Here is a 25,989-nt window from a genome sequence, read left to right as displayed (position 1 = left end):
TCCCCTGTAAATAATTTTTCTGTTATGATATGTATTATCTTGTGAGGTGTATGCAATGACAATAAAATATCCGAACGGAAAGAAATATGTAACGGATACGAAAACTAGGACAACTAGACAGCCTCCTCTGCAGGATAGCTACAGCAACAGAGGAATGACGCTTGAGGAGGATTTGAATGATACGAATACCTTCTATCTCGAGCGTGGATTAGCAGTAATCCATAAAAAGCCGACGCCTGTACAAATTGTTCAGGTGGACTATCCTAGAAGGAGCGCAGCAGTCATCAAGGAAGCCTACTTTAAACAAGCTTCCACCACTGACTATAATGGCGTGTACCGGGGGAAATACGTTGACTTTGAAGCAAAAGAAACGAAGAACGCAACAGCTTTTCCATTAAAAAACTTTCATCGTCACCAAATTACCCATATGAAAAACGTTGAAAAGCAGAAAGGCATCAGCTTTGTTATTATTCGTTTCACCACAACCGGGGAAGTATTTTACCTTCCTGCGAGCCGTTTGTTCGAGTATTGGGATAGAATGGAGAACGGCGGCCGAAAATCGATTACAAAAGCGGAAATTGAGAGCTCAGGCTTTTCGATTCAGACAGGCCTTCACCCCCGTATCCCTTATTTATCTGTCATCGATCAGCTATATTTTTAGAATAACAGAAGCTTAACACTCTTTATTTCCATTGAAAGCGAGGATATTGCACAAATGTCTGATCAATACAATTCACGTATAGAAAGAAGAAAGAAACAAAAAAAACGTGCGCCCCAAAACACGGCGCCAGCTGCAAAAAAACCAAAGAAGAAAAAATCATCTTTAGCTAAAAAAATATTTCTTACTTTTGCCGCCTTATTCTTATTAATGCTTGCGGGCGGGCTTGGTACATTTGCACTTATGGTAAAGGACGCTCCGAAGCTTGACGAAGGGCTGCTGCATGACCCGATTTCATCCAAAATTTATGATATGAATGGCGATTTTGTTACATCTGTCGGTTCGCAAAAGCGTGATTATGTCAAATACGAGGATATTCCACCTTTAGTAAGAGATGCGATCCTTGCGACAGAAGATGCTCGCTTTTTTAAACATCACGGTGTCGATATTATCCGTATCGGAGGAGCCGCAATTAAAAACGTAACAAATGGCTTTGGCTCAGAGGGAGCAAGTACGATTACTCAACAGGTTGTAAAAATGTCCTTCTTGTCTCCTGATAAAACAATAAAGCGAAAAGCCCAGGAAGCATGGCTCGCTTATCAGCTTGATAAAGAATACTCCAAAGAAGAAATCTTTGAAATGTATGTGAATAAAGTTTTTATGTCAGACCGCATTTTCGGCATTAAAGAAGCAGCCAATCATTATTTTGGAAAAGAACTTGATGAGCTGACTTTACCTGAAGCAGCATTGATTGCCGGCATGCCGCAAAGCCCGAATAACTACAATCCATTCAAACATCCGGACCGAGCAGAAAAGCGCCGGAATGTTGTGCTGTCTTTAATGGAGCAGCACCATAAAATCTCCACCTCTGATATGGAGAAAGCAAAACAAACATCTGTAGCCGACCAGCTCGCTGAGCAGAAGCCAGACACTGGTCCTGCAAAAAAGTTCAACGCCTATATTGATATGGTAGTGGAAGAAGTCCAAAAAATGGGCGGATACAACCCTTACTCTGACGGGTTAAAAATTTACACAACCCTTGATCCAAAAGCACAAACTTATATGGAAAAACTCTTGGATACAGAAGAAATCATCAATTATCCAAGCGAAAAATTCCAGGCAGGAATCTCTTTAATCGATACGAAAACCGGAGAAGTCCGAGCCATTGGCGGCGGACGAAATCAAAAGGTCGAGCGTGGCTTTAACTATGCGGTAGATTTAAAGCAACGTCAGCCTGGATCAGTTATTAAGCCGCTCATCGATTATGGACCAGCTATTGAGTATTTAAAGTGGTCAACGTACCAACAGCTCGATGACCGGCCTGATACTTATTCAAACGGAACACCGATTCGAAACGCTGGCGGATCTTATATGGGCCCTTTGTCAATGAGAACAGCTCTTACCTATTCTCGTAATATTCCTGCTTTGCAAACCTATAAAAAGGTCGGCCATGAAAAAGCTAATGAATTCTTAAATAACGTAGGAATCCAGCTTGCCAAGAGTCAATCAGAAAATGAATCTAACTCTATCGGAGCCATGAGCGGCATTTCTCCGCTTGATTTATCTGGTGCTTATGCAGCTTTTGGTAACGGAGGCACTTATATTAAGCCCCATACAGTAAAGAAAATCGTCCTCGCTGACGGTGATACAGAAGTAAGAAACCCGATTAAGCCGAAGAAAGCTATGAATGATTACACGGCTTATATGATTACCGACATGCTAAAGGACGTAGTGAAAGAAGGAACAGGCCGCCGAGCGAACATTCCTGGCCTTCCTTTAGCAGGGAAAACCGGAACAACGAACTACACAGAAAAAGAGAAGCGAGAATGGAATATTCCTTCTTCAGCTGCACCAGATTCTTGGTTTGTTGGTTATACATCAAACTACACAGCAGCCATCTGGACAGGATATGAAAGTAAAAAAGAATATTTATCAAAAGATAGCCAAAACATTTCCAAGCAATTGTTTAAACACTTGATGGAAGAAGTATCATCCGATAAAGAAACGAAGAACTTTAAAAAACCAAATAGCGTAGTCGAGCTTCCAATTAAAAAAGGATCAAACCCAGCTGAAATTGCAGGAGCAGGTACTCCTGACAGCGAAAAAGTGTATGAACTATTCATTAAAGGGGAAGAGCCTAAGAAAGTATTTAATGACTTTAAAGACAAGAAAGACGACGAGGATAAAGAAAAAGAAAAAGAAGGAAAAATTGAGAACCTTACTGCTTCTTATGACACATCCTCTCAAAGCATAAAAGTATCCTGGTCGTTTGGAGGAAAGGGAACACCAAGCTTTGCTGTTTCTTCCTCAACTGGTGAATCTCAATCGACTAGCGGCACATCCGCCGTCTTCGGCAATGCCCAGCCAGGAAATTCATACAGCTATACCGTAACAGCAACCGTGGATGGTCAAACAGTGGATACGGCCTCAACATCTATCACTGTGCCGACAGGTGAAGAGCCTCCGGCAAATAGTGACGAGGATAATCCACCGGCAACACAGCCTGATGATGATCAATCAACCCCAGGCGACAATGACAACGATAATGGCAATGGTAATGACAACGGCAATGGCGGTAATACTGGTGGCAACAATGGCGGTAACAACGGCGGCAATACCGGTGGCAACAATGGCGGCGGTAATGGCGGTAATACCGGTGGCAACAATGGCGGCGGTAACGGCGGCAATACTGGCGGCAACAATGGTGGCGGTAACGGCGGCAATACCGGTGGCAACAATGGCGGCGGCAGTAACGGCGGCAATACCGGCGGCAACGGTGGAAGCACAGGCGGCAATACAAGTAAACCGCCTGTTACTCCTCCGGGTGGAGGAACAGGAACACCTCCTGCTTCTGGCGGCAATACACAACAAGGCACTCCTACTCCTCCTGCGGGTGCCCAAACACAAAGTACAGATGAATAATAATCAAAAAAGGATGGCACAAGGCCATCCTTTTATTTTTTCTGTCTCAGTATTGAATACTTCGCTACCTGTTTTTCCTGTTCACTCATAAGTTCAAATACTTGTCTATAAGAATGATACGAGTAAGGGCGATTAAAAATAAATTCAAGCCGCTCTTCGACATTTACCGGCTTGATATCAAGTTTCTTCACGTTCTGTTTCCAGTTGTTCAATTGTACTGGCTGGCCGTTGCTCCAAAATAGCTTCATTAAAAATAAGGCAATGGCCGCTTTCATTTCTAGCTGAATCTTCTTATCCCGCTGTTGAAACTTTTCTTCAAGCTGAGATTGGAGCTGGGACCATTCTCTTTCCACGAAAGGCAAGCCCTGCTTTTCCTCTATCCAAGGCCGTTCCCTCTCCGATAATTCATAAATAAAAAAAGGAGGCGCAGACAGCGAATGCCCCCCTGGCAATTCCACGAATTCTTCTGCAGAAAAGAACAAGGGGTGTTTCAATTGTTCTGAAACCTTTACAATCTGCTTTCTCATCCCGTTCGCTTCTTCATCCGTTTTTGACCTTCTCGGCATAAGTCAAGCAGCGGACAAATTTCACATTGAGGAGATTGGGCTTTACAATGATAGCGTCCGAAAAAAATGAGCCGATGATGCGTAACAGACCATTCTTCTTTTGGGATTTTTCGCATCAGCGTTTCTTCCACTTCTGTTACAGAGTCTTTCCAGCGGCAAAAACCGAGCCGTTTGCTGACTCTCTCTACGTGCGTATCAACAGCAATAGCAGGCACGCCGAAAGCAACAGAAGCTACGACATTAGCTGTCTTCCTGCCCACACCCGGAAGCTTCACTAGTTCATCCTGTGTTCTGGGCACCTCGCCATTCATCTCTTCAATTAACATACGGCATAACTTTTGAATATTTTTTGCCTTATTGCGAAACAAGCCAATCGAACGAATGTCCTCTTGAAGTTCCTCCAGCGGAACAGCTAAATAATCTTCCGGCGTTTTATACTTTTTAAACAAATCTTTCGTCACTTTATTCACTAGAGCATCCGTGCATTGAGCAGATAACAGGACAGCAATCACTAACTCAAAGGGATTGTCATGAATCAATTCGCAATGAGCATCGGGGTACATGTCAGCGATCGTATCTAGACAATATCGTATTTGCGTTTTATTCAGCATACCTTTTCTCTCCTTTTACTGCTCAAGCCAGTTGTAGAATGGAACAGCTTTCTTCGATCGCTGCACTTGATCCACGGGTAATTGATTCTTCCTAAAACGCTGGCCATACTCTCTTGCCTGCTCTAGCGTTTCAATCCCCTGCTTTTTCCATTCAAAAAGAATCCGGTCAATATAGCGAAAATTCATCTTTCCTGAAATGACCGCTTCTCTTAAAGCTGCTTTAATAATAACCGCATCATGATGATCCTGATCAATCCAAATCGCCAGTGTTTCGCATTCGAGTGGAGAAAGCGGCCGGCCAAACTCTTTTTCAAAACATGTGTATAAATCCTGCTCTTCGCTCATCGCTTGATGCAGCGCAGATTGTCTTGACTGCTGCAGCATAAAATCAGCAAGCTTCTTCCAAAGCGGGGTTAACGAATAACTTTCAAAGCCTAGCGTATCTCCTTGTTCAATTGCCAGTATTTGATGTTGTACAAGTTTTTTTACTAAGAGGGAACATTCACCGGCAGAGATGGTCATCCGATCCGCTAGTTCCTCAAATGTCGGAAAATGCCGGCCCTTTTGTTTGTAAGAAAAAATTTGCAGTAATAAAACAAGCTCTGTTTCATTAAGCTTTAATTTTTTATAGTAGGTAAGCAAAACCTGGGGAATACTAACCATTCCTTCGTTCATCCAACGCATTAATAATTCTTTTTGTTCCATTGCAGACACCTCACAATTAAGTATATCATGGGGAAATTATAAAATTGAGAATTGACAAATGAGAAATTGTGATTTGTCTTTTTACTAGCAGATGAAAAATAAAGAAAAGGCCGCCTCGCCTGCTTTTAGAACTCGTCCGTCAAGCCAAGAAATATTAATGGCAAAACGGGTTCATTGTTTGCTGGCAAGATGACCTCATGACCATTACGGATAGAGACGGTTTAATAAACGCGGGAAAGGAATTGTTTCCCGAACATGTTCAACGCCGCTAATCCAAGCAACTGTCCGCTCAAGACCAAGACCGAAGCCTGAATGAGGAACGGAGCCGTATTTCCGGAGTTCAAGATACCACTTATAAGCTTCAGGATCAAGTTCATGCTCCTTAATCCGCTCGCTTAACAAATCTAGATCATGGATCCGTTCCGAACCGCCAATAATTTCTCCATAGCCTTCTGGCGCAATTAAATCCGCACATAATACGACTTCTTCGCGATTTAAATCTGGCTGCATGTAAAATGGCTTGAGAGAAGTAGGATAATGCGTAATAAATACAGGCTTGTCATAGCTTTCGGCAATCGCCGTTTCATGAGGAGCACCAAAGTCGTCCCCCCATTGAATATCGTTAAAGCCTTTTTTGTGTAAAAACTCGATCGCTTCATCATATGTAATACGCGGGAATGGCGCTTTAATCTGCTCTAGCTTCGAAGTATCCCGGCCAAGCCGTTCGAGCTCTAAACGACAATTCTTAAGAACAGACTGGACAATGTGGGCTACATATTCTTCCTGTACCTTTAGATTATCTTCAAAGTTGTAAAAGGCCATCTCCGGCTCGATCATCCAAAATTCAATAAGATGACGGCGGGTTTTTGATTTTTCAGCACGGAAGGTCGGTCCAAAGGAGAATACTTTTCCAAGCGCCATCGCTGCCGCTTCCATATAAAGCTGCCCGCTTTGCGAAAGATAAGCGTCTTCATCAAAATATTGAGTATGGAACAATTCGGACGTTCCTTCTGGTGCGCTGCCGGTTAAAATCGGCGGATCGACTTTTACAAATCCCCGCTCGTTAAAAAACTCGTATGTTGACCGGATAATTTCATTGCGGATTTTCATAACCGCATGCTGGCGTCGAGAGCGCAGCCATAAATGACGATGATCCATCAAAAATTCGGTTCCGTGCTCTTTTGGTGTGATTGGGTAATCAACAGCTTCAGCAATCACTTCTAGACCCGTTACATTTAACTCAAAGCCAAAAGGCGAACGGTTGTCTTCCTGGACGATCCCTGTAACATATAGAGAAGATTCCTGCGTCAGAGCTTTTGCTGTTTTAAAGAGTTCTTCTCCTGCTTCACTTTTGACAACAACGCCTTGGATAAAGCCTGTTCCATCACGAAGCTGTAAAAAAGCAATTTTTCCACTAGAACGTTTATTTGCCAGCCAAGCGCCAATCGTTACTTCTTGTCCAACGAATTGGCTTACTTCCGCTATCGTTATTTTCATGTAAGATTCCCTCCAACATATTTGGCAATTCTAACCCATTCGCTTCATATTATACCTATGTTTCATCAAAAAGTACAAGAAATGCCTGTTAACGTGGTCGGTTTCAAATTTTTCGGCTTTGTTACAATCGGCTATTGATTTTCGCTGCGGCCGGTCGTTTTCCGTCCAATTAACTGTAAAAACACTATCCGTTTTAACAGTAAGTAGTTCCTTTAAATGAAAAAAATTCAAAGTCACTAGTTAAATAACATACAAATTAGCAATATAAAAAACAGTGTATATAGCACCTAAAAAAACTTGAGTGAATTTTTCAAACCGCAAGTTTTTTGACTTCAATGTGGTACGTACCTGCTTTATCTAACACTACTTGTTAGCACAAGTACAATTCCTTCTTTCAATATAAAAGAGGCATAAAGCCTTAGCTATAAATTTTTTATTTATCCCCGTGTATATAATCATAAATTGTAAACCGGATGTACAATTGTTATCGACCACAATGACTATGTTTTTTAAAGAGATAATCCAATCCTAAATGAAGGCTGCTCGTTTAAATAGAATTTTCCCAATCTAATCAATATGTACCATAGTTTTCAGCTTAACCGTTAAAACTCACTTGTTAGCTTAACGTTTTTTTAAGTATTTCATCCCAATGAGATAAATAAAGTAAGTGTCCTTCATTCTTAATAAAAGAATAGGTGGAATTAGGGTATTTCTCACGAAGGTAATTAGAAGTCTCCAAAGTCCAAATGGTATCTTTTTCACCTTGCCAAATATGAACGTTCGCATTAAGCAAAGGGTTGCTTGTACACTTTGCTGCTTTACATAATGCAAGAGCATCGTAATAAACCCCGAGACCCTCATTACTATATGCTTCCACTGTTCCTTTCATTATTACTGTCCGCATTAGCAGGTCATTTACCACTTTCTGATCGCTTTCAACCATTTGTTGTATAGATTCCTGTATTGTACCATCTAAATTATTGGATAATTTCTTACTTAGATTTTTAAAATAAATCTTTGTCATGATAGGGAGGTATCTATTCATATTAGAAATCATTTTCCAATTTGAAGGCAGAATCTTTTTAGTTTCCTTACTATTTAGAGGTATTGCACTACTAACTAAATTAAGGGACGTGACTTTTTCGGAATATTTATCAGCGAAAACCTGGCTATATAATCCGCCAGCTGACCAACCAATAATCGAAACCTTTTGAATTCCTTTCGCAATGAGAAAATTGTTTATAAAATCGGCATAGTCTTCCATAGTATATTTCAGCATCAAATCTGAGTTTCCATACCCTGGACGATTAACGGCAAAAAATCGAACATTATATTTATCTAATATTGTTGTATCGGGATGAATGGAACTAACCGATGAACCAAATCCATGAAAGAAGATAACTGTATTTTCATTTGTCTCTCCATAGCTTACATAAGATAATTTCCGATTATCTTGTAAAAAAGTAAATGAGTCTTGCAAGAATGTATACCTCTTTTCTTCTTTTTCTATATTAAAATTCGGCATAGGAAATTAAAATCCTTCTTAAAGCTAACCCGTCCGTTACTTTAGGTGCAAGTTTACTTAAATGCTTTATATTTGCTTCAACATAAAATAACAACAATCTTTGATTTTACTCCATATAGACCAAAACTAACATCGTAAATGACAAGCAAATCAACACCCCAACTCACAGGATGATAATCTCTATTATTAATAGCATATTGGGGTTGCTATTCACTATGCTATTTTGAGAGTATTTTCTATAAAAATGATGCTATACCACCAAAAAACAGCATACCAATCCATATGTTATTTACTATATTCGTCTACAAAAACGGAACTACTTACTTTAACAGCGCCTAGTTTTTAAAGACAGCAAAAAGGCTGCTTCTAATTAGAAGCAGCCTTACAGTATCATTGACCTATTTATTATTTGTTTGCTGTTGCGTGGCTATTAACATATTCCGCAATACGAGCAACTGCCGCTTCTAAAAGATCAAGTGACGTTGCATAGGAAAGACGGATATTGTCTGGAGAACCAAAACCGCTTCCTGGAATAACCGCTACTTTCGCATCTTCTAGAAGTGCCTTAACGAAACCGTCTACGTCGCTGAATCCTGTTAATTTAGCCGCTTCTTTTACGTTAGGGAACAAATAGAAAGCTCCTTGCGGCTTTAGGCAGCTAACGCCTGGAATTTCATTTAGCTTGCTGTGGATAATATTTAAGCGCTCTTCAAACGCTTTTTTCATTTCTTCCACTGGTTCTTGCGTTCCTTCGTAGGCAGCAATCGTACCATATTGTGATACAGCTGTTGGATTAGATGTTGAGTGGCTCGCAAGGTCTGTCATCGCTTTAATCACTTGCTCATTGCCTACTGCGTATCCGATACGCCATCCCGTCATCGAATGAGATTTAGATACACCATTAATAATGATCGTCTGTTCTTTTAAAGCCGGAGAAATCTCTGCAATGGATACGTGCTTATTCTCTCCATAGACAAGCTTTTCGTAAATTTCATCAGAGATAATCCAAATATTATGTTTAAGCGCTACTTCTCCAAGCGCTTCTAATTCTTCTCTTGAATAAATCATTCCTGTTGGATTGCTTGGTGAATTAATGATAACCGCTTTTGTTTTCGGTGTGATCACTGATTCAAGCTGCTCAGGCGTAATTTTGAAATGATTTTCTTCCTTGCCCTCCACATAAACCGGTGTACCATCAGCAAGCTTTACTTGTTCCGGGTAACTTACCCAGTATGGAGTTGGGATGATCACTTCATCTCCCTCATCTAAAATAACTTGGAACAATGTATACAGGGCATGCTTCGCTCCAACCGTTACAATGATTTCACTGCGTTTATAAGTTAAATCTTGATCTTTTTCAAACTTGCCAATGATCGCGTCCTTTAATTCAGGAAGACCGCCAGATGGTGTATATTTTGTCTGTCCTTTTTTCAGTGATTCATAGGCCGCTTCAATGATATGTTCAGGTGTATTAAAGTCAGGCTCCCCTGCACCAAGACCAATCACATCGATTCCTTGCGCTTTCATCTCTTTTGCTTTTGCTGTAATGGCAAGTGTTGTAGAAGGAGTTAGTGCTTTAACCCGCTGTGCTAATTGTACGTTCACAAAAATACCTCCACTATTTGTCTATTTTATTTCATTATGTACGGTAAATAGTAAAAACAGCTTTATCTTTGTCTGCCTTATCAAGCGCCAAACCAAACATTAAATTTTCCCGCTTTAACGTACGGTTTAATGTATCTACAATTTTGTATAAATCTGACTGATTGTTGACCGTAACAGAGGATAAAACTTCAATTTTACTTTCCATGCGAATGCCCCCATTCTTTTATATTATATCAGGAAATTTTAACAGGTCATTAAGAAATTTTGTGAAAAGTGCGAATCCCGCTCATTTTAAATCCGGCAGGGAAAAAAGCTCGTATCCCTCTTTTGTAAATTTAACAATGAGGATACCGTGCTGGCCTGTGTAGTAAATATCAATCCACATCTCATGAAGCAGTTCCATTAGTCTCTCATCCGGATAAGCTGCTTTTTGTTTGAATAAAACAGCCGTTTGCGGGTCAATGTGAGTTAACAGGTTATTAGAGAGACTATCGTGTTTACCAAACTGAGGAATTTTTACAATGTTACTGTCCCTAAGAGGCAATGCTAACAGCTTCTTCTCAGACGATCTTGAAGCAGAGGATAGCCATAGGAGGCGGGAGTCATAGTGTCTGATGGAAAAATCAAGGCCTTCGTTCTTTCTTAATCCACTATAAAGTACAGATACTCTCACCCCTGGACTGATCTCCCGCAAATCCCCTTCCTGCCACTTTTCATGTATGAAGCGGCTGCCGCGTGAACGAGCTGGTAACGGCCAGCCGGTAAATATTTTCTTTAATTTCCGTTTCCTTCTGAGTTCTTCAATGAACGACTCTCGCCAATATCTTCTTTCTGTAATAATCAGCCCATCAAGCTCATGAATTTGAAAGCTATTCATATATTGAAAGATTTCCGCTTCGGTGCCTTTGTGTCCGGTATTAATTAAAAAATGCTGGCCATCTGCTGTGTGTAAAAAGGCAGCTTCCCCGTCTGATAATGGCAAAAACGAGAGAGCAAATTCCTCTTCTTCTAAATGCAAATGAATAACAGAGGCAGCTGCATACATAGGAGAAACGAATAACATAGATACCACAATAGCTAAGACGATTCTCATAACGGCCGCTCCTTTCGATACCGTTATGGTACGTCATTCACTCGCAAAATAAACGCAGGTGCCTGCCGGAAATCACAGCCATTTCTCAATGATGGAAATGGTCTCGCTCAGTGAAGCCTCCTCGATCAGAATATCAGGAATAGATTGCAAAAATGTTTTTCCATACTTATTTGTTTGAATACGCCGGTCGAATACAATAATAATGCCTCGATCTGTACTGCTGCGGATGAGCCGGCCAAACCCTTGTCTAAAGCGCAGGACAGCCTGTGGCAGAGAGAAAGCGGAGAACGCATTTTTCCCTGCTTGCGTTAACTGTTCGCTCTTAGCCTGAGCAAACGGTTCATCCGGCGGCGAAAATGGCAGGCGAACGATCACAAGACAGGACAAATCCTCCCCTGGAATATCAATGCCTTCCCAAAAGCTGTTCGTACCAAACAAAATGGCTTTATCAAACCTCTGAAAGTTTCGTGTCAAGCGGCTCCGGCTTCCCGTCGTAATCCCTTGGGCTAACAAAATATACTCATCAAGCAGACCGCTGTCTTTCATTAAATCATACGTTTTTTTCATCATGTCAAATGACGTAAACAACACGAGCATTCTGCCTTTAGCTGCTTCAGCGACTGCTGTTAAATGATTAGCTAAAGACTCAATATATTCTTCTTGATGTACGCTTTTTACTTCCGGGACATCATTAGGAATGACCATTCGGCAATTTTGCTTGAAGTCAAAAGGAGACGGCAGGATTACCTCTTCATGATCAAATGAGGAAAGACCTGTCTCGGCAGTGAAAAAGCGAAAAGAGTCATTAACCGCCAGTGTTGCCGAAGTAAAAATCACATGCTTATGACGAAGCAGCGTATCTTGAATCATGTTCGCTGCTTCCATTGGATGGGATCTGATCACAAATGTATTGGCAAATGAACGGCCATCCCCTTCCAGCCAAATAACTTCTTCCTCTTCTGGACGGAAAATCAATCGCAAAAGCGTGTGCTGAAACTCTTGCCACTCTTCCATGACTTCTTTAAAATTGTCCATCCTCACTTGTTCTGAAGCTGTCATTTGTTCCCGGGATTCTCCTATTTGTCCAAGCCGCTGCTTCATCCAAGAAATCAGTTCTCCTAGTAGAGACTCTATTCTTTCTGCGCCATATTCTATGTGATCCCAATGGGAAAGACTTCTCGTCTCATCGGTTAATCTAAGCTGGCGTCTATGCCAGTTTCCTGACCGCTTTTTCGTATGCTTCTCGAAATATAATTGCAGCACTTTAAACCATTCATCCATTTCGAATTGAAGCTCCTGCAGCTTACGATTAATCGCTCGCCGCTCATCCTCTTTATCGGACGAACCGTATTTAACAACCAACTTTTCTATTTCATAAAATAATTCCTTTTGCTCATACGTGCCAACCCTCCCAAGCAATTGTTTGCACGTAATTGGGTCGATCGATAAACCAAGACGGTCTCTTGCCGCACGTTCAAAGTGGTGGGCTTCATCAATGATGACATGACGGCAAGCAGGAATAAATGCGTTTTCTTTCATTAAATCCGCTACGAGCAAAGAATGGTTTGTAATGACGATGTCCGCTTCTTTTGCCTGTTTTTTTGCATGGATATAAAAGTCTTTATCAAGCCAGGCTTTTCGGCCTTTATTCATATAATCGCTGTCTTGACGGACTTCATTCCAAAACAGCTCACCGCCTGAAGACAAATTAATTTCATCGACGTCTCCTGTTTCTGTCTCAAGCAGCCACGTCAAAATTTGCATCTTTGCCAGAATAAAATCATAATTATCGTTCGTATCTTTCAAGCTTTGGGAAAACTTATATAGATCAATATAATGGTTTCTGCCTTTTAATACCGTCGCTTGAACTGGAAAAGGTAATAACTGCTGCAGCTGGCGAATCTCTTTTTGCAAAAGCTGCTGTTGTAAAATCACTGTATATGTACTGACAATAACGGGTTCCTTTTCTTGTTTGCTTTGATAAACGGCCGGTAATAAATAGCCGAGAGATTTTCCGGTGCCGGTCCCAGCCTCTACCGCTAAATGCTGAGAAGTTTGCAGTGACCGATGGACGAGATCCATCATATCCATTTGGCTGTTGCGAAGTTCAAGATGCGGAACAGCAGCAAATAGCGCTGCTTTTTCCTCCTCTGTTTCCGGATAAGACGGCGTATTTTTTTCAATCATTCTTTGCTCAATTTTCTTTTTACGCAAAGCAAGCCCGCGATACACTTCCACTTGCTCTGGCAACTGCTCAATATTCGATTGTTTTGTCTGAATGATCGCTTTTATTAACAAATAGATATCACTTTTTAAGCGTATAGACAGCCGCTGAAGCTTCTCAAGTGTGACCATTGGTAATTTCTCAAGCTTTTCTATCATTAATAGCAGCATTTCGGCTGTTACATAGGCATCACTGTCAGCTTGATGAGGCCGGTCATGAACGAGGCCAAGATTGCCTGTTAATTCACCCAGCTTATAACTGTCTGATGTTGGCCAGACAATTCTAGCCAGCTCGACTGTGTCAATAGCCGCTCCAGAAAAAGCAGGATACCCTGCCCGTTCAAGCTCTGACTGTAAAAATTGCAGATCAAATGCTACGTTATGAGCAACAAACACAGCCCCTTCTAGCAACGGCAAGATATCCTTTGCTGCTTCATGAAAAAAAGGAGCATCTTGCACGAGATCATCTGAAATACCTGTCAGCTCTTCAATAAATGCTGGAATAGGTATTTCCGGATTGAAAAAAGAGGTATATTGTCCGGTAATTTGTTTATTTTCAATAACGACAAAGGAAGCCTGTATAATTCGGTCATTCCCTTTCGACGCGTGGCCGGTCGTTTCAAAGTCAGTTACGACAAATTTTAAATGCTTCATAGTCGGTTACGCACCTTTTTCTGTTAAACTTTCTTCCTCAGTTTAACATATGAATTTGCCAAAGAGCCAGAGCGTGCAATAGAAAGAGCCCCTCAAATCGATATGAGAGACCCCTTCTTTTCTATATTAAAGGACTGTACCGGCAATTTCCTCATGCAGAAGCTGCTCAATTTGATTGTTCTCTCCAGCAACAACCACTTTTGGCTTGTGATCCTTTACTTTCTCTTCAGCTACCATCACATAAGAGATAATAATCACTTTGTCACCAGGCTGTACAAGTCTTGCTGCCGCTCCATTTAAACAAATAACTCCGCTGCCGCGCTCTCCCGGTATAATATACGTTTCCAAGCGGGCACCGTTATTGTTATTCACGATTTGGACTTTCTCATTCACCATCATGCCAGCCGCATCGATTAAATCTTCATCAATCGTAATGCTGCCAACATAATTTAAATTCGCTTCTGTAACAGTAGCTCGGTGGATTTTTCCATTCATCATTGTACGGAACATCTTTAGCATTCTCCTCTAACAGTAAAAATGATATTGTCGATCAAACGCGCTTTTCTATACTGAACCGCTGCGGCCAGGATCATCTTCCCTTGGACTTTTTCTAAAGAATCCAGCTCTGGATAAGAGAGCAGCTCCACATAGTCAATAGCCGCCCCAGTATGGTCCTGCAAATAAGAAACCGTGCGCTCAATAACCTCTTCAACGCTCTTATCTCCCTGTTTGGCTGCTTGAACACCGAGCTGAAGCCCCTTTTGCAAATGAGGTGCTTTTAGGCGTTCCTCTTCTGTCAAGTAGACGTTACGAGAGCTCTTTGCTAATCCGTCTTCTTCCCTAACGGTCTCCACTCCCACAATTTCTACTGGAAAATTCAATGATGTAACGAGACCATCAATGACAGCAAATTGTTGGGCATCCTTTAAGCCGAAGTAGGCTTTATCCGGTTCTGCTAAATGAAAAAGCTTCGTTACTACGGTGACGACTCCATCAAAGTGGCCCGGGCGTTTCACACCGCATAGCTTGTCTGCTCTGGCTGTCACCGTCATTGTTATGATAGATGGCTCCGGATACATTTCTTCTACATCAGGGGTAAAAAGACAATCTACGCCGGCTGAAGCTGCCAGCTGTTCATCCCGTTCTAAATTCCGCGGATAACGATCGAAGTCTTCATTTGGCCCAAATTGCAGCGGGTTTACAAAGATACTCATAATGACTGTATCGTTTTCCTGTCTTGCTTGATTTGCTAAGGTGAGATGCCCTTCATGCAGAAACCCCATTGTCGGCACGAGGCCGATTTGATGTCCGGCCTTCTTCTCCGTCCGAACAAACTCTTTTAACTCTTTTACTGTCTTGATGACTCTCATGAACGTGCCCCTCCATACAGCGCTTCTAACTCTTCTTCTTTCATCGTAAATGAATGCTCCTGAGCAGGAAATGCCCCTTCCTTCACTTCTGCTACATAGGCTGAAACCGCCGGGATAATCTCCTCGTTCACATTGGCATATGATTTAACGAATTTAGGTGTCCGGCTTACACCATATCGGATAAGATCATGATAGACGAGCACCTGCCCATCTGTTTCTTTTCCTGCACCAATGCCAATAACCGGAATGGTGAGAGCACCCGCTACTTGAGCTGCAATTTGATAAGGTACACACTCGAGTACGGCCATAAAGGCTCCCGCTTCCTCCAGCTTCTTTGCGTCAAGCAACAGCTTTTTGGCTGCTTCTGCTGTTTTCCCTTGTACTTTGTAACCACCTAGCACACCAACTGATTGTGGAGTCAGACCTAAGTGAGCGACCGTTGGTACACCGGCGAGCGTCAAATCCCGCACAGCTTCTACTGCCTCTTCTCCGCCTTCAATCTTCACCGCATGTGCTCCTGCTTCCTGCATAAGCGCTCTCGCCGCCCGCATCGTTTCTTCACGGCTAATGTGGTAAGACATAAAAGGCAAGTCAGTCACAATAAACGTTTCTTTTGCGCCTCTCTTCACCGCTTTCGTATGGTGAATCATGTCGGCGAGCGTTACCGGAACCGTCGATTCATATCCAAGAACGACCATACCAAGTGAATCACCAACTAAAATAATGTCTGCTCCGCCTTCTTCGGATAATTTGGCAGATGGGTAGTCATAGGCAGTGATCATGGCGATCTTTTCGCCGTTCTCCTTCATCTTAATAAAATCACTCGTTTGCTTCATGCACGCTTCCTCCTTTTTTAATCAGAGGAGACGAAACAATAAGTAAATAAAAAGAGTCCTCCAGACAGAAGGACTCGAATAATTCGATTCGTTGTTTCGACCCTCTGTCCCTGTCCTTACGGATCAAGGCAGAACTTTTGCTTATTTGATTGTGCCAGCGGCTAACTACGAGACAAGTGCAGTTCTATCTTAGATACTGCCCGCCTTCATTATAGCAACATCCCTTTTTTTTGACTATTGGAAATTTGTTTGTTCATAATAGTATAACCGTTTAAATAACTTTCAAAAGGAAGTGAAACGATGAGTAAATGGCTATTAGCTTTTCTTTTGCTGCTTTCAGGTTGTGCCTCCCCGAAACAGGCCCCTGATGGAGAGGACTCTTCAAGACATGTTCCTGCAAGTACAGTTTCCGCTGCGGATATACTCGCGGAAAACTTAAAGATTCCCTGGGACATTACGAAATCTGGCGGCAGCTTTTTTATTAGTGAGCGAAAAGGGATGGTTGTCCGAATCAATCGTGATGGAGAAAAAAAGGAAATGGAAGTAAAGCTGGCTCAACCAGTGCTGCGTGAAGGCGAAGGCGGCTTATTAGGGTTTGAGCTCCATCCTAACTTTTCAAAAAATGGACTGGCTTATATATATCATACCTACTTAACAGAAGACAGAATAGCTAATCGAATCGTACAAATTCAAAAACAAAACGAGACTTGGCAGGAGACCAAGGAATTGTTAGCGAACATTCCGGGCGGCTCCATTCATAATGGCGGACGGCTCGCCATCGGTCCTGACAAAAAGCTGTATGCAACAGCAGGAGACGCTGGCCAAAAGTCATCAGCACAGGATCAACAAACTCTTTCAGGAAAAATTTTGCGATTAAATTTGGACGGTTCCATTCCATCGGACAATCCATTTGAAAATTCCTATATTTTCTCTTATGGACACCGAAATCCACAAGGCATGGCCTGGAGTGAAGATGGCACGATGTATGCAACGGAACATGGCCAAAGTGCCCACGATGAAGTGAACAAAATTGAATCGGGGAAAAACTATGGCTGGCCTGTAATTGAAGGAGACGAAAAAAAAGAGGGAATGGTAACCCCTCTCGTTCATTCTGGAGAAGAAACGTGGGCTCCCTCTGGACTAGCTTATACTGACGGAAAGCTCTTTATTGCCGCACTAAGAGGCGAAAAGCTGCTTGCCTTTGATCCTAAAAGCAAGAAAATGACTGTTCCTTTTAAAGGCGCTGGCCGACTCAGAGATGTATACGTCCGCAGCGGCTCTTTACATGTAGTAACAAATAATACAGATGGACGAGGCACGCCAGCTGAACAGGATGATCGCTTACTCCGTCTATCTTTGCCATGAGAGAAGAATTAGTGTAAGGGCAGTAAAATCTAACGGCTTACTGTATTCTTTACATAAAAAATGCTGCCTGACTTTTTACAGTCAGAGCAGCTCTTTTCTTATTCATTCGATTTTTTCTCGATTTCGATGTCCGCTGAGTAAATATCATGAATCGTCCCCTCTTCATCGAGCAGCTTTAATACGCCCTCTTCCGTAATACCGAGCGCTTTTCCTCGAATAGTACCGGATACTGTCCGCGCTGTAATTTTTTTGCCGATCGATAAAGCAAATTTTTCCCAGCGTTTTTTAATATTGGCAAAGCCCTCTTTTAGATAGATATCATAGTATACTTCAAGATTTTTTAAGATTTCTTGGACGAGCTGCGATCGTGAGACGGGTCCTCCTTTTTCGATAGCGAGCGAGGTAGCAATCTCTTTTAATTCATCCGGAAATTCTTTTTGATTCACATTAATGCCAATGCCAATGATAATGGAATGAATCCGGTCAGCATCAGCCTGCAGCTCTGTTAAAATGCCGGTAATTTTCTTGCCGTTTAATAAAATGTCGTTTGGCCATTTAATTTCCGGCTGCAGCCCGGTTACCTCCATAATCGCCTCGACAACGGCTACCGCTGTAATTAAGGTGAATTGGGGCGCCTTATACGGCGGCAGTGAGGGTTTTAATAAAACACTCATCCAGATACCGGTATACTTTGGTGAATGCCATGCTCGTGTCATCCGGCCGCGCCCTTCTGTTTGCTCTTCAGCAATGACGACCGTGCCCTCTTTAAAAGTCTCCTGCGCCAAACGATGGGCTTCCTTTTGGGTAGATGACGTCGACTCCAACGCCACAATCTCCTTGCCGAGCCAATTCGTTTGCAAGCCAATTAAAATTTCATTTTCAGTTACCTTATCTGGCTTCGTCAAAATACGGTAGCCTTTTTTTCGAACTGCTTCTAGTTCAAAGCCTTCCTGTCTCAATGATTCAATATGCTTCCAAATAGCCGTCCGCGAGCAGCCGAGAATTTCCGCAAGCGCCTGACCGGATACAAATTCTCCATCCGCTTTGGAAAACGCCTCTAATAATTGCTGTTTTACAGAAGATTGCACGCTTCGAGCCACTCCTTTATTTTATCTTTACGGTTTTCAACTTTTTTTTGCACAACAGCCCGTTCAATCATTTCAAGATATTGTTTCATCCACGGACCACCCGTTTCATGTTTCCACTCTTTTAGTTCCTTGCCTGTAATGGCGAGTTCTTTTCTGTTTTTGATCGGAAGTGCTTCATGCTGCCGTTTGAGTTCTTCTGCACGCGGCGGTCGGCCAGCATAAAGTGCACTCACCGCCTCTGCATCTGCCGCTCGTTCTATCCCGGCCTCGTATAAGGAAAACGCAGACCAGTCGACTTCCTGCACTTTAAGAAACCACTCATATGTTCCGGCTAAATATTTTATTTTCTTAGCCGGCATCCTCCACTCTTTCAACCAATCGCCCGGCTGATCAGGAGCAAGAAGAACGAGCAAGAAAAGCCAGTTTTGTCTAGCCGTTAAGCGGCTAAGATCGTAAGAAAGCATCTGATCGATTAGCTGTTCCTTTCCGGTGAGTCCGGGCAAGTAAGCCAACAATCCACCATTGACTAATACCCGCAGGCCAGCTGTAACTTCTTTTCCGGCAAGCAGCTTATCCATCTCCATTAGCTTGCGCTCAACGGCAATGTGCTGCAGCAAATGAGCACAACGGCTTAAGGCCTCTTCGGTTTTCGGATGTAACTGAAAACCAAGCTGGCTGACAAACCGGGCTGCTCTCATCATCCGAAGAGCATCTTCTGAAAACCGCTCTCTCGCCTCACCGACCGTTTGAATTTGGCGCAGCTGCAAAGCCGTCTTTCCATCAAACGGATCGATAATAGCTCCATGCCGGTCCATTGCCATCGCATTAATAGTGAAATCTCTTCGTTTTAAATCTTCTTCGAGCGTACGCACAAAGGCCACCTTTTCCGGGCGGCGAAAATCTTTGTAATCCGACTCTGTTCGAAAAGTAGTAATTTCATAGCCGTCTCCCCGCCAAATCACAAGAACTGTTCCATGTTCAATTCCAACATCCACTGTTTTAGGAAAAACGCTTTTCACTTCTTCCGGCAAAGCAGAGGTAGCGATGTCAACATCTCCAATCGGCCTATTTAGTAAAAAATCCCGCACCGCTCCACCTACATAGTAGGCATCAAATCCTGCTTTCTCCAATTGTTCGAGGATTGGGGCGGCTTGCTCAAAGATTGATTGATTATTCACAATCTACACCTGCCTGTTCCTGAAGCAGGCTAAAATACAACTTTTCATATTCACAAATAATGCTATCTGAATGGAAGCGGGTTTCCACTGTTTTTAGCGCCTCTTCACTCATCCTTTGATAAAAAGCATCATCGGTCAGCAATTGTAAAGCTTGCTTCGCCATCGATTCAATATCCCCTACTTCAGAAATAAAACCATTTTTCTCATTCTCAATGACTTCTGGAATGCCGCCAACATTCGTTCCGATACAAGGTACTCCACAAGCCATCGCTTCTAATAGCACAAGGCCGAAGCTTTCTTTTTCTGATAAGAGTAATACAAGATCACTGAGCGCATATAACTCCTCTAAATTATCTTGCTTGCCAAGAAACAATACACAATGTTCCAAATTGAATTCAGAAACGAGTTTGCACACAATCGTCATTTCCGGGCCGTCTCCGACGAGGAGAAGTTTCGCAGGCATATGCTCTCTTAATTTCCTAAACACACGGACAACATCTGGTACTCGTTTGACACTGCGAAAGTTCGATACGTGCATAATGACTTTATCCTCTTCGGCAATCCCTAGCTCTTTACGAAGCGGATCATTTGCCGGTCTTTTCCGATAAACCCGCTCATCAATAAAATTATAAATTGGCTGAATGCTCTTTTGAGGCTGAATCACATCCATCGTTTGAGCAATCAGCGCTCGTGACACAGCGGTAACGGCATCTGATTCTTCAATTCCAAAACGGATCGCCGCTGTTAGAGAAGGATCGTGGCCCAGCACGGTAATGTCTGTACCGTGCAGCGTTGTGACGATCTTAATATCAGAACGAGCAATTTGTTTGCCTAAAATAGCACAAACAGCATGCGGAATCGCGTAATGCACGTGCAAAAGATCAAGCTGCTCCCTTTTAATAATTTCTGCAATTTTATTGGCTAGTGCAATCTCGTACGGCGGGTGCTGAAAAACAGAATATTGATTTACGTCCACTTGATGAAAATAAATGTTCGGATACATTCGATTTAGCCTAAATGGACGATCTGTTGTAATAAAGTGAATATCATGTCCTTTTTCTGCCAGCAGCTTTCCAAGCTCTGCTGCCACTACGCCTGATCCACCGACAGTGGGGTAGCACGTAATTCCTATTTTTAATTTCATTATGACTCCCCAATCAGATCTTGTTCTATTAATAAAGGCATGGCGGTTAAAAAGCCCTCAGCAAATGTCCGCCCCACTTCTTTTCCCATCATACGGTCTCTTGCTTCCACTGCTTCTATGTAGCCGTTCGTTAAAGGGGTGGCGACTGACTTTTCTCCCATCTCAAATTGACTTTGATAAGCGCGCAGACTTTGTTTTTTCTTATCCATACATTCGGTTGTATCTACGCAAAAGTCGGGTTTATGAAAGCCATTAATCATGTAGAAATAAAGACGGCTTGCTTTATGGGCCTCTTCCTCACCGTTCGTTTTATATTTTCTAATGCCCGCGGAGAAAAATGCTTCCTGCACAATCCGCGAACAAGCTCCATGATCAGGATGACGATCCCTCTCGTAAGGAGCGAAGATAACTTTCGGTCGGTAACGGCGAATGATCTCTGCCGCTAATCGAATCGCTTCCTCGGTTAAGAATAATCCGCGATCCGGCAAATCAAGCGTCACTCTCTCTTGAACACCTAGAAGAGAAGCGGCTCTTTTCGCCTCTTCTGCCCGAGAAGCTACCGTACCGTTAGAAGACAGCTCTGCTTTTGTGAGATCACAGAAAACAACAGTTTTACCTGCAGCTGTATACTTAGCCGCCGTTCCCCCCATGCCAATCTCAATATCATCGGCATGGGCACCGAAAGCAAGAATATCAGCTTTAATGGTTTCCATATGTTGGCCTCTTTCCATGCAATTGATCAAAGTCACCCCGCTTGAGACCTTCTACCAAAATGGTCCCTGTGCCGATATTTGTTGCCAGCGGGACAGAATATACATCGCAAAGGCGGACAAGCGCCGATACGTCTGGCTCATGCGGCTGAGCTGTAAGCGGGTCTCTAAAAAAGAAGATTAAATCCATTTCCCCTCTGGCAATACTCGCTCCAATTTCCTGATCGCCGCCAAGCGGTCCAGACTGAAAGCAATGAATAGACAAACCGGACGTCTTCATCAGCCGCCGCCCAGTTGTGCCCGTTGCGAACAATTCATGTTCAGAAAACACGTCCTGATGCTCCAGAAAAAAGTTAATTAAGTCATCTTTCTTCTCATCGTGGGCAATTAAAGCTATTTTCATAAGAGCCTCCTTAATCTAAAATGTTTTCCATGCCATAAATAAGTGTTTCCACCTTCACAACTGTTTCTACACATACTTTGACTCCTGTCATAAAAGAAGCTCGATTATAGGAATCATGGCGAATCGTCAATGTTTCTCCGTCTGCTCCGAACAGCACCTGTTGATGGGCAATCAATCCTGGTAAGCGCACGCTGTGGATATGCATCCCTTCCATATCAGCGCCGCGCGCCCCTTTCATCGTTTCTTTTTCTTCCGGGTGTCCTTGTTGTTTTCTTTCTCTTACTCCAGCAATCATCTGGGCCGTCTTAATCGCTGTGCCGGATGGAGCATCTAATTTTCTATCATGATGAAGCTCAATGATCTCTACATCTTGGAAGTATTTAGCAGCCATTTCAGAAAACTTCATCATTAGGACTGCACCAATCGCAAAGTTTGGCGCAATAATGCACCCAAGGCTTTTTTCCTCAGCCAGCTCCTTTAATTCTTTTAATTGCTCCTCTGTAAAACCAGTCGTACCAACCACTGGCCGAATGTTATGTTCAAGTGCCGTCTTCGTATGTATATATCCTGTTTCCGGTGTCGTTAAATCAATAAGCACATCTGCTTCTACTTCGCTAAAGCATTCATTTATATCTGTAAAAATCGGTGCCTCTACTCCTGAAAAGCCTTCGATTTCACTGAGCTTCTGTCCATTGTATTTGCGATCTAAAACAGCAGCAAGCTGTAAGTTTTTAGACTGCTCTACCATGTACACCGCTTCTTTCCCCATTCTTCCACGCGGTCCTGCAATAATGACTTTAATTGTTTCCATTCTTTATTCCTCCTCTTTTCTCGTCCAACGATCTTTATCTCTCGTATTAAACTTCTCCATAACCTGTTCATGAGATGCTTGCAGATCAATATTTAATGAATTGGCTAAACAGACGATGACAAATTGCAGATCCCCAAGTTCTTCCGCAATCGTTCTCTCCTCTTCTGTTGCCTTTTTAGGCTTCTCCCCATAGTAATGGTTAATCTCACGGGCTAATTCTCCTAATTCCTCAGTGAGCCGGGCCATCATAGCAAGAGGGCTGAAATAGCCTTCCTTAAATTGGCCGATGTACTCATCAACCTCTTTCTGCATCTCTTTGATCGTTTTGTCCATGTCTTCCCTGCTTTCTTCCTTAATTAATTTTATGTTAGCTAATTCTTGAGTAGTTGACAATGAATTTATCCTTCTTTAAAAGCTTGACTTTCACGTTTCTTATTGTCGAATTCTATCCAGTTCTATATAATGACAGGTATCAATAATTGTCTTAATATTAATTCAAAGGTGGCTGGCATATGATATTTGGCATGAAACTTAAAAATATTTTCTTTATTCTTCTGGGGAGTGCCATTTATAGCTTTGGCCTTGTTCATTTCAATATGGAGAACAAGCTTGCCGAAGGTGGCTTTACTGGTATTACTCTCCTCTTGTACAATCTGTTTAAATTCGACCCTTCTTATACAAACTTAATTCTGAACGTGCCGGTATTTTTTATCGGCTGGAAGCTGCTCGGCAGAATGTCATTTTTCTACACGATCACCGGAACTGTTGGCGTGTCTATTTTTCTGTGGATTTTTCAACGAAAGCAGCTGCCTATTCCGCTTCATGAAGATTTGTTTCTCGCCGCTTTATTTGCAGGTGTTTTTGCCGGTGTGGGGCTAGGTATTATTTTCCGCTACGGGGGGACGACAGGAGGAGTAGACATTATCGCCCGGCTGATTCATAAATATCAAAATGTAAGCATGGGAAAAACAATGTTTTTATTCGATGCTGTCGTGATTACCGCATCTCTGCTCACCTACCTCCATTACCGCGAAGCCATGTACACACTCGTCGCCGTTTTTGTTGGAGCCAGAGTGATTGACTTTATGCAGGAGGGGGCCTACGCAGCAAGAGGAGCTATGATTATCTCTACTCATAACCAAGAAATTGCGGAAAGAATCAACAAACAGATGGAAAGAGGCGTCACAATATTAAAAGGACATGGAGCATTTACGAAAGAAAACAGAGAAGTCTTATATTGCGTAGTCGGCAAAAATGAGATTGTCCGTCTAAAAAACATTATTAACTCTGTTGACCCGCACGCCTTCGTTTCCGTTACGGTGGTTCACGATGTGCTCGGCGAGGGATTTACCCTTGATGAGAACAAGCAGCCGATCCAAGTATAAAAAAAGCAGGGGATTCGTCCTCCTGCTTTTCTTTTTCTATTAAATTAATCCTGACTTTGCTGCATCCCGGTAAACATTAGGATTAAACGAACCAATTCGAGAACAGCTACAGCTGCGGCAGCGACATACGTCATAGCTGCGGCATTTAACACTTTGCGTGCTTCTCGCTCTTCATCATTACGGATAATCCCCGCCGACACAATTTGATCCATGGCACGTGAAGAAGCATTAAACTCAACAGGCAAGGTCACCATTTGGAAGAGAACAGCGGCTGCCATTAAAATAATTCCGAGTAAAAATGCACCTGTCATCGATGTAAATATACCAATCATAATAAAGATCCATGATAAGTTTGATCCGATATTAGCTACCGGCACAAGAGCATGACGGAAGCGAAGAAAGGCGTATCCCTCTTTATCCTGAATAGCATGGCCTACCTCATGGGCTGCCACAGCAGCTCCAGCAATCGAATGACCATGATAGTTATTCGGAGAAAGATGTACCGTTTTTGTCAATGGATTATAATGATCACTTAAAAAACCACTCGTTTCCACTACTTTAACATGGTGAAGACCATTTTCATCTAAAATGCGCCGAGCAGATTGTGCTCCAGTTATACCGGTAGAAACAGGTACTTTTGAATATTTATTGTACGTACTTTTTACTTTCATCTGTGCCCATATTGGAACGAGAATAAGAATAAGAAAGTAAATTAAAAAGCCCATTATTTGGTGTTACCCCCATTTGTATTTTATTTAATACACCTTTATTTTACCCTCTCCGGTCTTTTATATCAATTATTCTGCTTCTCTCTCTCCTCGGCCTTCTGTGCTTTATACTTCTTCCAGCCCACGTAGGAAAGCGTGATAATAATAATTCCGCCAGTGATGCTAATCACCCATCCAAGAGAAGGCTGAGTAGAATCTTCTTTTTGCATTTCTTTAAACACCATTTCCACTGCTTTCTCAAGTTCTCCAATTTCAGCTTCGGCAGAAGACTTTTCTAACATCCTCTCTCCATTGTGTTCTATATAGCGAACTTGTTTATCAAGCATTTTCACTTTCTTTTCAGAAACATCTACTTTTAAACTAGGCTGGATCATGTAATAATTAGCCAAAAATCGATTGAGGGATTCATGAAAACCGGAGGAATCAGCTGCAATAGAAGAATTTTTTAAAGACTGCAGCGAAGACATAACAGGCTGTTCCATTTCAATCCATAACGGCTGGTAGCGGGAAACAACCGCATCGGCTGCTAAGCGGAAGGTTGTCACTGTTTCCAGCGTCTCTGTTTCTTTTCCTTCTGGGGAATCAATGACTTGCAGCGCTTCACTAAGAGCCGTCGATAAAACTGTCCAGTCTTCTATAGAAAGCTCACTTTCCTTAAACTGAATGTGTATAAGTTCAAGCTGGACAGCTTTTAACTGTGCTTCTGCATCCCCGTAGAGACCAGCTTTCGTGAATTCTAAAGCCTGGCCGGCTATTTGATCTATTCTAAGAAGGCGGGCATCGGCATCCTTTGCCTGGCTGTGAATGGGAATGATAAATAAGCAACAGATAAGAAGCAAGCATTTTATTTTTTTCATTTCTCTCCCTCCTCCGCTCCTGCTGTTAATATATGCATGAGCGAAAGAAACGAGA

At 42.4% G+C, this 25,989-nt stretch carries 25 protein-coding genes; 4 read left to right on the top strand and 21 right to left on the bottom strand.

The features are described 5' to 3' along the window. The first annotated feature begins 55 nt into the window (after positions 1 to 55). Complete coding sequence (gene recU, locus A8F95_RS03605; RefSeq protein WP_049662838.1) at positions 56 to 661, top strand: Holliday junction resolvase RecU; 606 nt, start codon at positions 56 to 58, stop codon at positions 659 to 661. Between the two features lie 54 nt (positions 662 to 715). Next, entirely contained in the window at positions 716 to 3,580 is a 2,865-nt protein-coding gene (locus A8F95_RS03600) for a transglycosylase domain-containing protein (RefSeq protein ID WP_065409249.1), read from the top strand. 32 nt (positions 3,581 to 3,612) lie between these two features. On the opposite strand, the gene A8F95_RS03595 is transcribed toward A8F95_RS03600, so the two are convergent. The 12 genes from A8F95_RS03595 to panB form a co-directional block, all read right to left on the bottom strand. Next, entirely contained in the window at positions 3,613 to 4,107 is a 495-nt protein-coding gene (locus A8F95_RS03595) for a YpoC family protein (RefSeq protein WP_049662840.1), read from the bottom strand. Next, entirely contained in the window at positions 4,104 to 4,757 is a 654-nt protein-coding gene (gene nth / locus A8F95_RS03590; protein ID WP_065409248.1) for an endonuclease III, read from the bottom strand. The genes A8F95_RS03595 and nth overlap by 4 nt, the downstream gene beginning before the upstream one ends. 15 nt (positions 4,758 to 4,772) lie before the next feature. Next, entirely contained in the window at positions 4,773 to 5,462 is a 690-nt protein-coding gene (locus A8F95_RS03585; protein ID WP_049662842.1) for a DnaD domain-containing protein, read from the bottom strand. A gap of 204 nt (positions 5,463 to 5,666) precedes the next feature. Continuing rightward, on the bottom strand, positions 5,667 to 6,959 hold the full coding sequence (asnS, locus tag A8F95_RS03580; RefSeq protein ID WP_065409247.1) for an asparagine--tRNA ligase: 1,293 nt from the start codon (positions 6,957 to 6,959) through the stop codon (positions 5,667 to 5,669). Between the two features lie 616 nt (positions 6,960 to 7,575). Next, positions 7,576 to 8,484 carry an alpha/beta fold hydrolase gene (locus tag A8F95_RS03575; RefSeq protein ID WP_065409246.1) on the bottom strand — a complete coding sequence of 303 codons (909 nt, stop codon included), beginning with the start codon at positions 8,482 to 8,484 and terminating at the stop codon, positions 7,576 to 7,578. A 405-nt stretch (positions 8,485 to 8,889) separates the two neighbouring features. Continuing rightward, positions 8,890 to 10,089 carry a pyridoxal phosphate-dependent aminotransferase gene (locus A8F95_RS03570; RefSeq protein WP_065409245.1) on the bottom strand — a complete coding sequence of 400 codons (1,200 nt, stop codon included), beginning with the start codon at positions 10,087 to 10,089 and terminating at the stop codon, positions 8,890 to 8,892. Positions 10,090 to 10,123: 34 nt separating this feature from the next. Next, the gene (locus tag A8F95_RS03565) at positions 10,124 to 10,294 is read right to left on the bottom strand and encodes a YpmA family protein (protein ID WP_065409244.1); all 171 of its coding nucleotides are present in this window, start codon (positions 10,292 to 10,294) and stop codon (positions 10,124 to 10,126) included. An 81-nt stretch (positions 10,295 to 10,375) separates the two neighbouring features. After that, the gene (locus A8F95_RS03560; RefSeq protein ID WP_065409243.1) at positions 10,376 to 11,182 is read right to left on the bottom strand and encodes a ComEC/Rec2 family competence protein; all 807 of its coding nucleotides are present in this window, start codon (positions 11,180 to 11,182) and stop codon (positions 10,376 to 10,378) included. A gap of 72 nt (positions 11,183 to 11,254) precedes the next feature. Further along, the gene (gene dinG, locus A8F95_RS03555; protein ID WP_065409242.1) at positions 11,255 to 14,059 is read right to left on the bottom strand and encodes an ATP-dependent DNA helicase DinG; all 2,805 of its coding nucleotides are present in this window, start codon (positions 14,057 to 14,059) and stop codon (positions 11,255 to 11,257) included. 126 nt (positions 14,060 to 14,185) lie between these two features. After that, the gene (gene panD, locus A8F95_RS03550; RefSeq protein ID WP_065409241.1) at positions 14,186 to 14,569 is read right to left on the bottom strand and encodes an aspartate 1-decarboxylase; all 384 of its coding nucleotides are present in this window, start codon (positions 14,567 to 14,569) and stop codon (positions 14,186 to 14,188) included. 2 nt (positions 14,570 to 14,571) lie between these two features. Next, a complete protein-coding gene (panC, locus tag A8F95_RS03545) occupies positions 14,572 to 15,429 on the bottom strand; it encodes a pantoate--beta-alanine ligase (protein WP_065409240.1) in 858 nt (285 codons plus the stop codon). Continuing rightward, complete coding sequence (gene panB, locus A8F95_RS03540) at positions 15,426 to 16,265, bottom strand: 3-methyl-2-oxobutanoate hydroxymethyltransferase (RefSeq protein WP_049662857.1); 840 nt, start codon at positions 16,263 to 16,265, stop codon at positions 15,426 to 15,428. The genes panC and panB overlap by 4 nt, the downstream gene beginning before the upstream one ends. A gap of 300 nt (positions 16,266 to 16,565) precedes the next feature. Between panB and A8F95_RS03535 the strand changes: the two genes are divergently transcribed. Then, the gene (locus A8F95_RS03535; protein WP_065409239.1) at positions 16,566 to 17,630 is read left to right on the top strand and encodes a PQQ-dependent sugar dehydrogenase; all 1,065 of its coding nucleotides are present in this window, start codon (positions 16,566 to 16,568) and stop codon (positions 17,628 to 17,630) included. 98 nt (positions 17,631 to 17,728) lie between these two features. Here A8F95_RS03535 and A8F95_RS03530 read toward each other — a convergent pair whose 3' ends face one another. Genes A8F95_RS03530 through A8F95_RS03500 form a run of 7 tightly spaced genes read right to left on the bottom strand, consistent with a single transcriptional unit; the run spans position 17,729 to position 23,357 of the window. Next, on the bottom strand, positions 17,729 to 18,718 hold the full coding sequence (locus A8F95_RS03530; protein WP_065409238.1) for a biotin--[acetyl-CoA-carboxylase] ligase: 990 nt from the start codon (positions 18,716 to 18,718) through the stop codon (positions 17,729 to 17,731). Beyond that, on the bottom strand, positions 18,703 to 19,896 hold the full coding sequence (locus tag A8F95_RS03525) for a CCA tRNA nucleotidyltransferase (protein WP_245671064.1): 1,194 nt from the start codon (positions 19,894 to 19,896) through the stop codon (positions 18,703 to 18,705). Before A8F95_RS03525 ends, A8F95_RS03530 begins: the two co-directional genes overlap by 16 nt. Then, positions 19,889 to 21,040: an N-acetyl-alpha-D-glucosaminyl L-malate synthase BshA gene (gene bshA / locus A8F95_RS03520; protein ID WP_065409237.1), complete on the bottom strand. Its 1,152-nt coding sequence runs from the start codon at positions 21,038 to 21,040 to the stop codon at positions 19,889 to 19,891. The genes A8F95_RS03525 and bshA overlap by 8 nt, the downstream gene beginning before the upstream one ends. Then, positions 21,040 to 21,753, bottom strand: coding sequence for a bacillithiol biosynthesis deacetylase BshB1 (bshB1, locus tag A8F95_RS03515; protein WP_065409236.1), 714 nt, complete (start codon positions 21,751 to 21,753; stop codon positions 21,040 to 21,042). The genes bshA and bshB1 overlap by 1 nt, the downstream gene beginning before the upstream one ends. Further along, positions 21,740 to 22,153, bottom strand: coding sequence for a methylglyoxal synthase (mgsA, locus tag A8F95_RS03510; protein ID WP_049662863.1), 414 nt, complete (start codon positions 22,151 to 22,153; stop codon positions 21,740 to 21,742). Before mgsA ends, bshB1 begins: the two co-directional genes overlap by 14 nt. A 10-nt stretch (positions 22,154 to 22,163) precedes the next feature. Further along, a complete protein-coding gene (gene dapB / locus A8F95_RS03505; RefSeq protein ID WP_049662866.1) occupies positions 22,164 to 22,964 on the bottom strand; it encodes a 4-hydroxy-tetrahydrodipicolinate reductase in 801 nt (266 codons plus the stop codon). A gap of 3 nt (positions 22,965 to 22,967) precedes the next feature. Beyond that, positions 22,968 to 23,357 (bottom strand): nucleotide pyrophosphohydrolase, encoded by a 390-nt coding sequence (locus tag A8F95_RS03500; RefSeq protein ID WP_065409235.1) that lies wholly within the window; start codon positions 23,355 to 23,357, stop codon positions 22,968 to 22,970. 119 nt (positions 23,358 to 23,476) lie between these two features. Between A8F95_RS03500 and A8F95_RS03495 the strand changes: the two genes are divergently transcribed. Beyond that, on the top strand, positions 23,477 to 24,349 hold the full coding sequence (locus A8F95_RS03495; RefSeq protein ID WP_065409234.1) for a YitT family protein: 873 nt from the start codon (positions 23,477 to 23,479) through the stop codon (positions 24,347 to 24,349). A 44-nt stretch (positions 24,350 to 24,393) separates the two neighbouring features. Here the strand turns inward: A8F95_RS03495 and A8F95_RS03490 are convergent, their stop codons facing one another. Both A8F95_RS03490 and A8F95_RS03485 read right to left on the bottom strand, forming a co-directional pair. Continuing rightward, on the bottom strand, positions 24,394 to 25,074 hold the full coding sequence (locus A8F95_RS03490; protein WP_049662873.1) for a zinc metallopeptidase: 681 nt from the start codon (positions 25,072 to 25,074) through the stop codon (positions 24,394 to 24,396). A 68-nt stretch (positions 25,075 to 25,142) separates the two neighbouring features. Continuing rightward, on the bottom strand, positions 25,143 to 25,934 hold the full coding sequence (locus tag A8F95_RS03485; RefSeq protein ID WP_065409233.1) for a sporulation protein YpjB: 792 nt from the start codon (positions 25,932 to 25,934) through the stop codon (positions 25,143 to 25,145). Between the last annotated feature and the right edge of the window lie 55 nt (positions 25,935 to 25,989).

Source organism: Pseudobacillus wudalianchiensis (genome assembly GCF_001685015.1).
GTDB classification, from domain to species: Bacteria; Bacillota; Bacilli; order Bacillales; family Domibacillaceae; genus Pseudobacillus; species Pseudobacillus wudalianchiensis.
The sequence above is the reverse complement of the archived record's forward strand: the minus strand, read 5'-3'. Positions and strand labels throughout refer to the sequence as shown.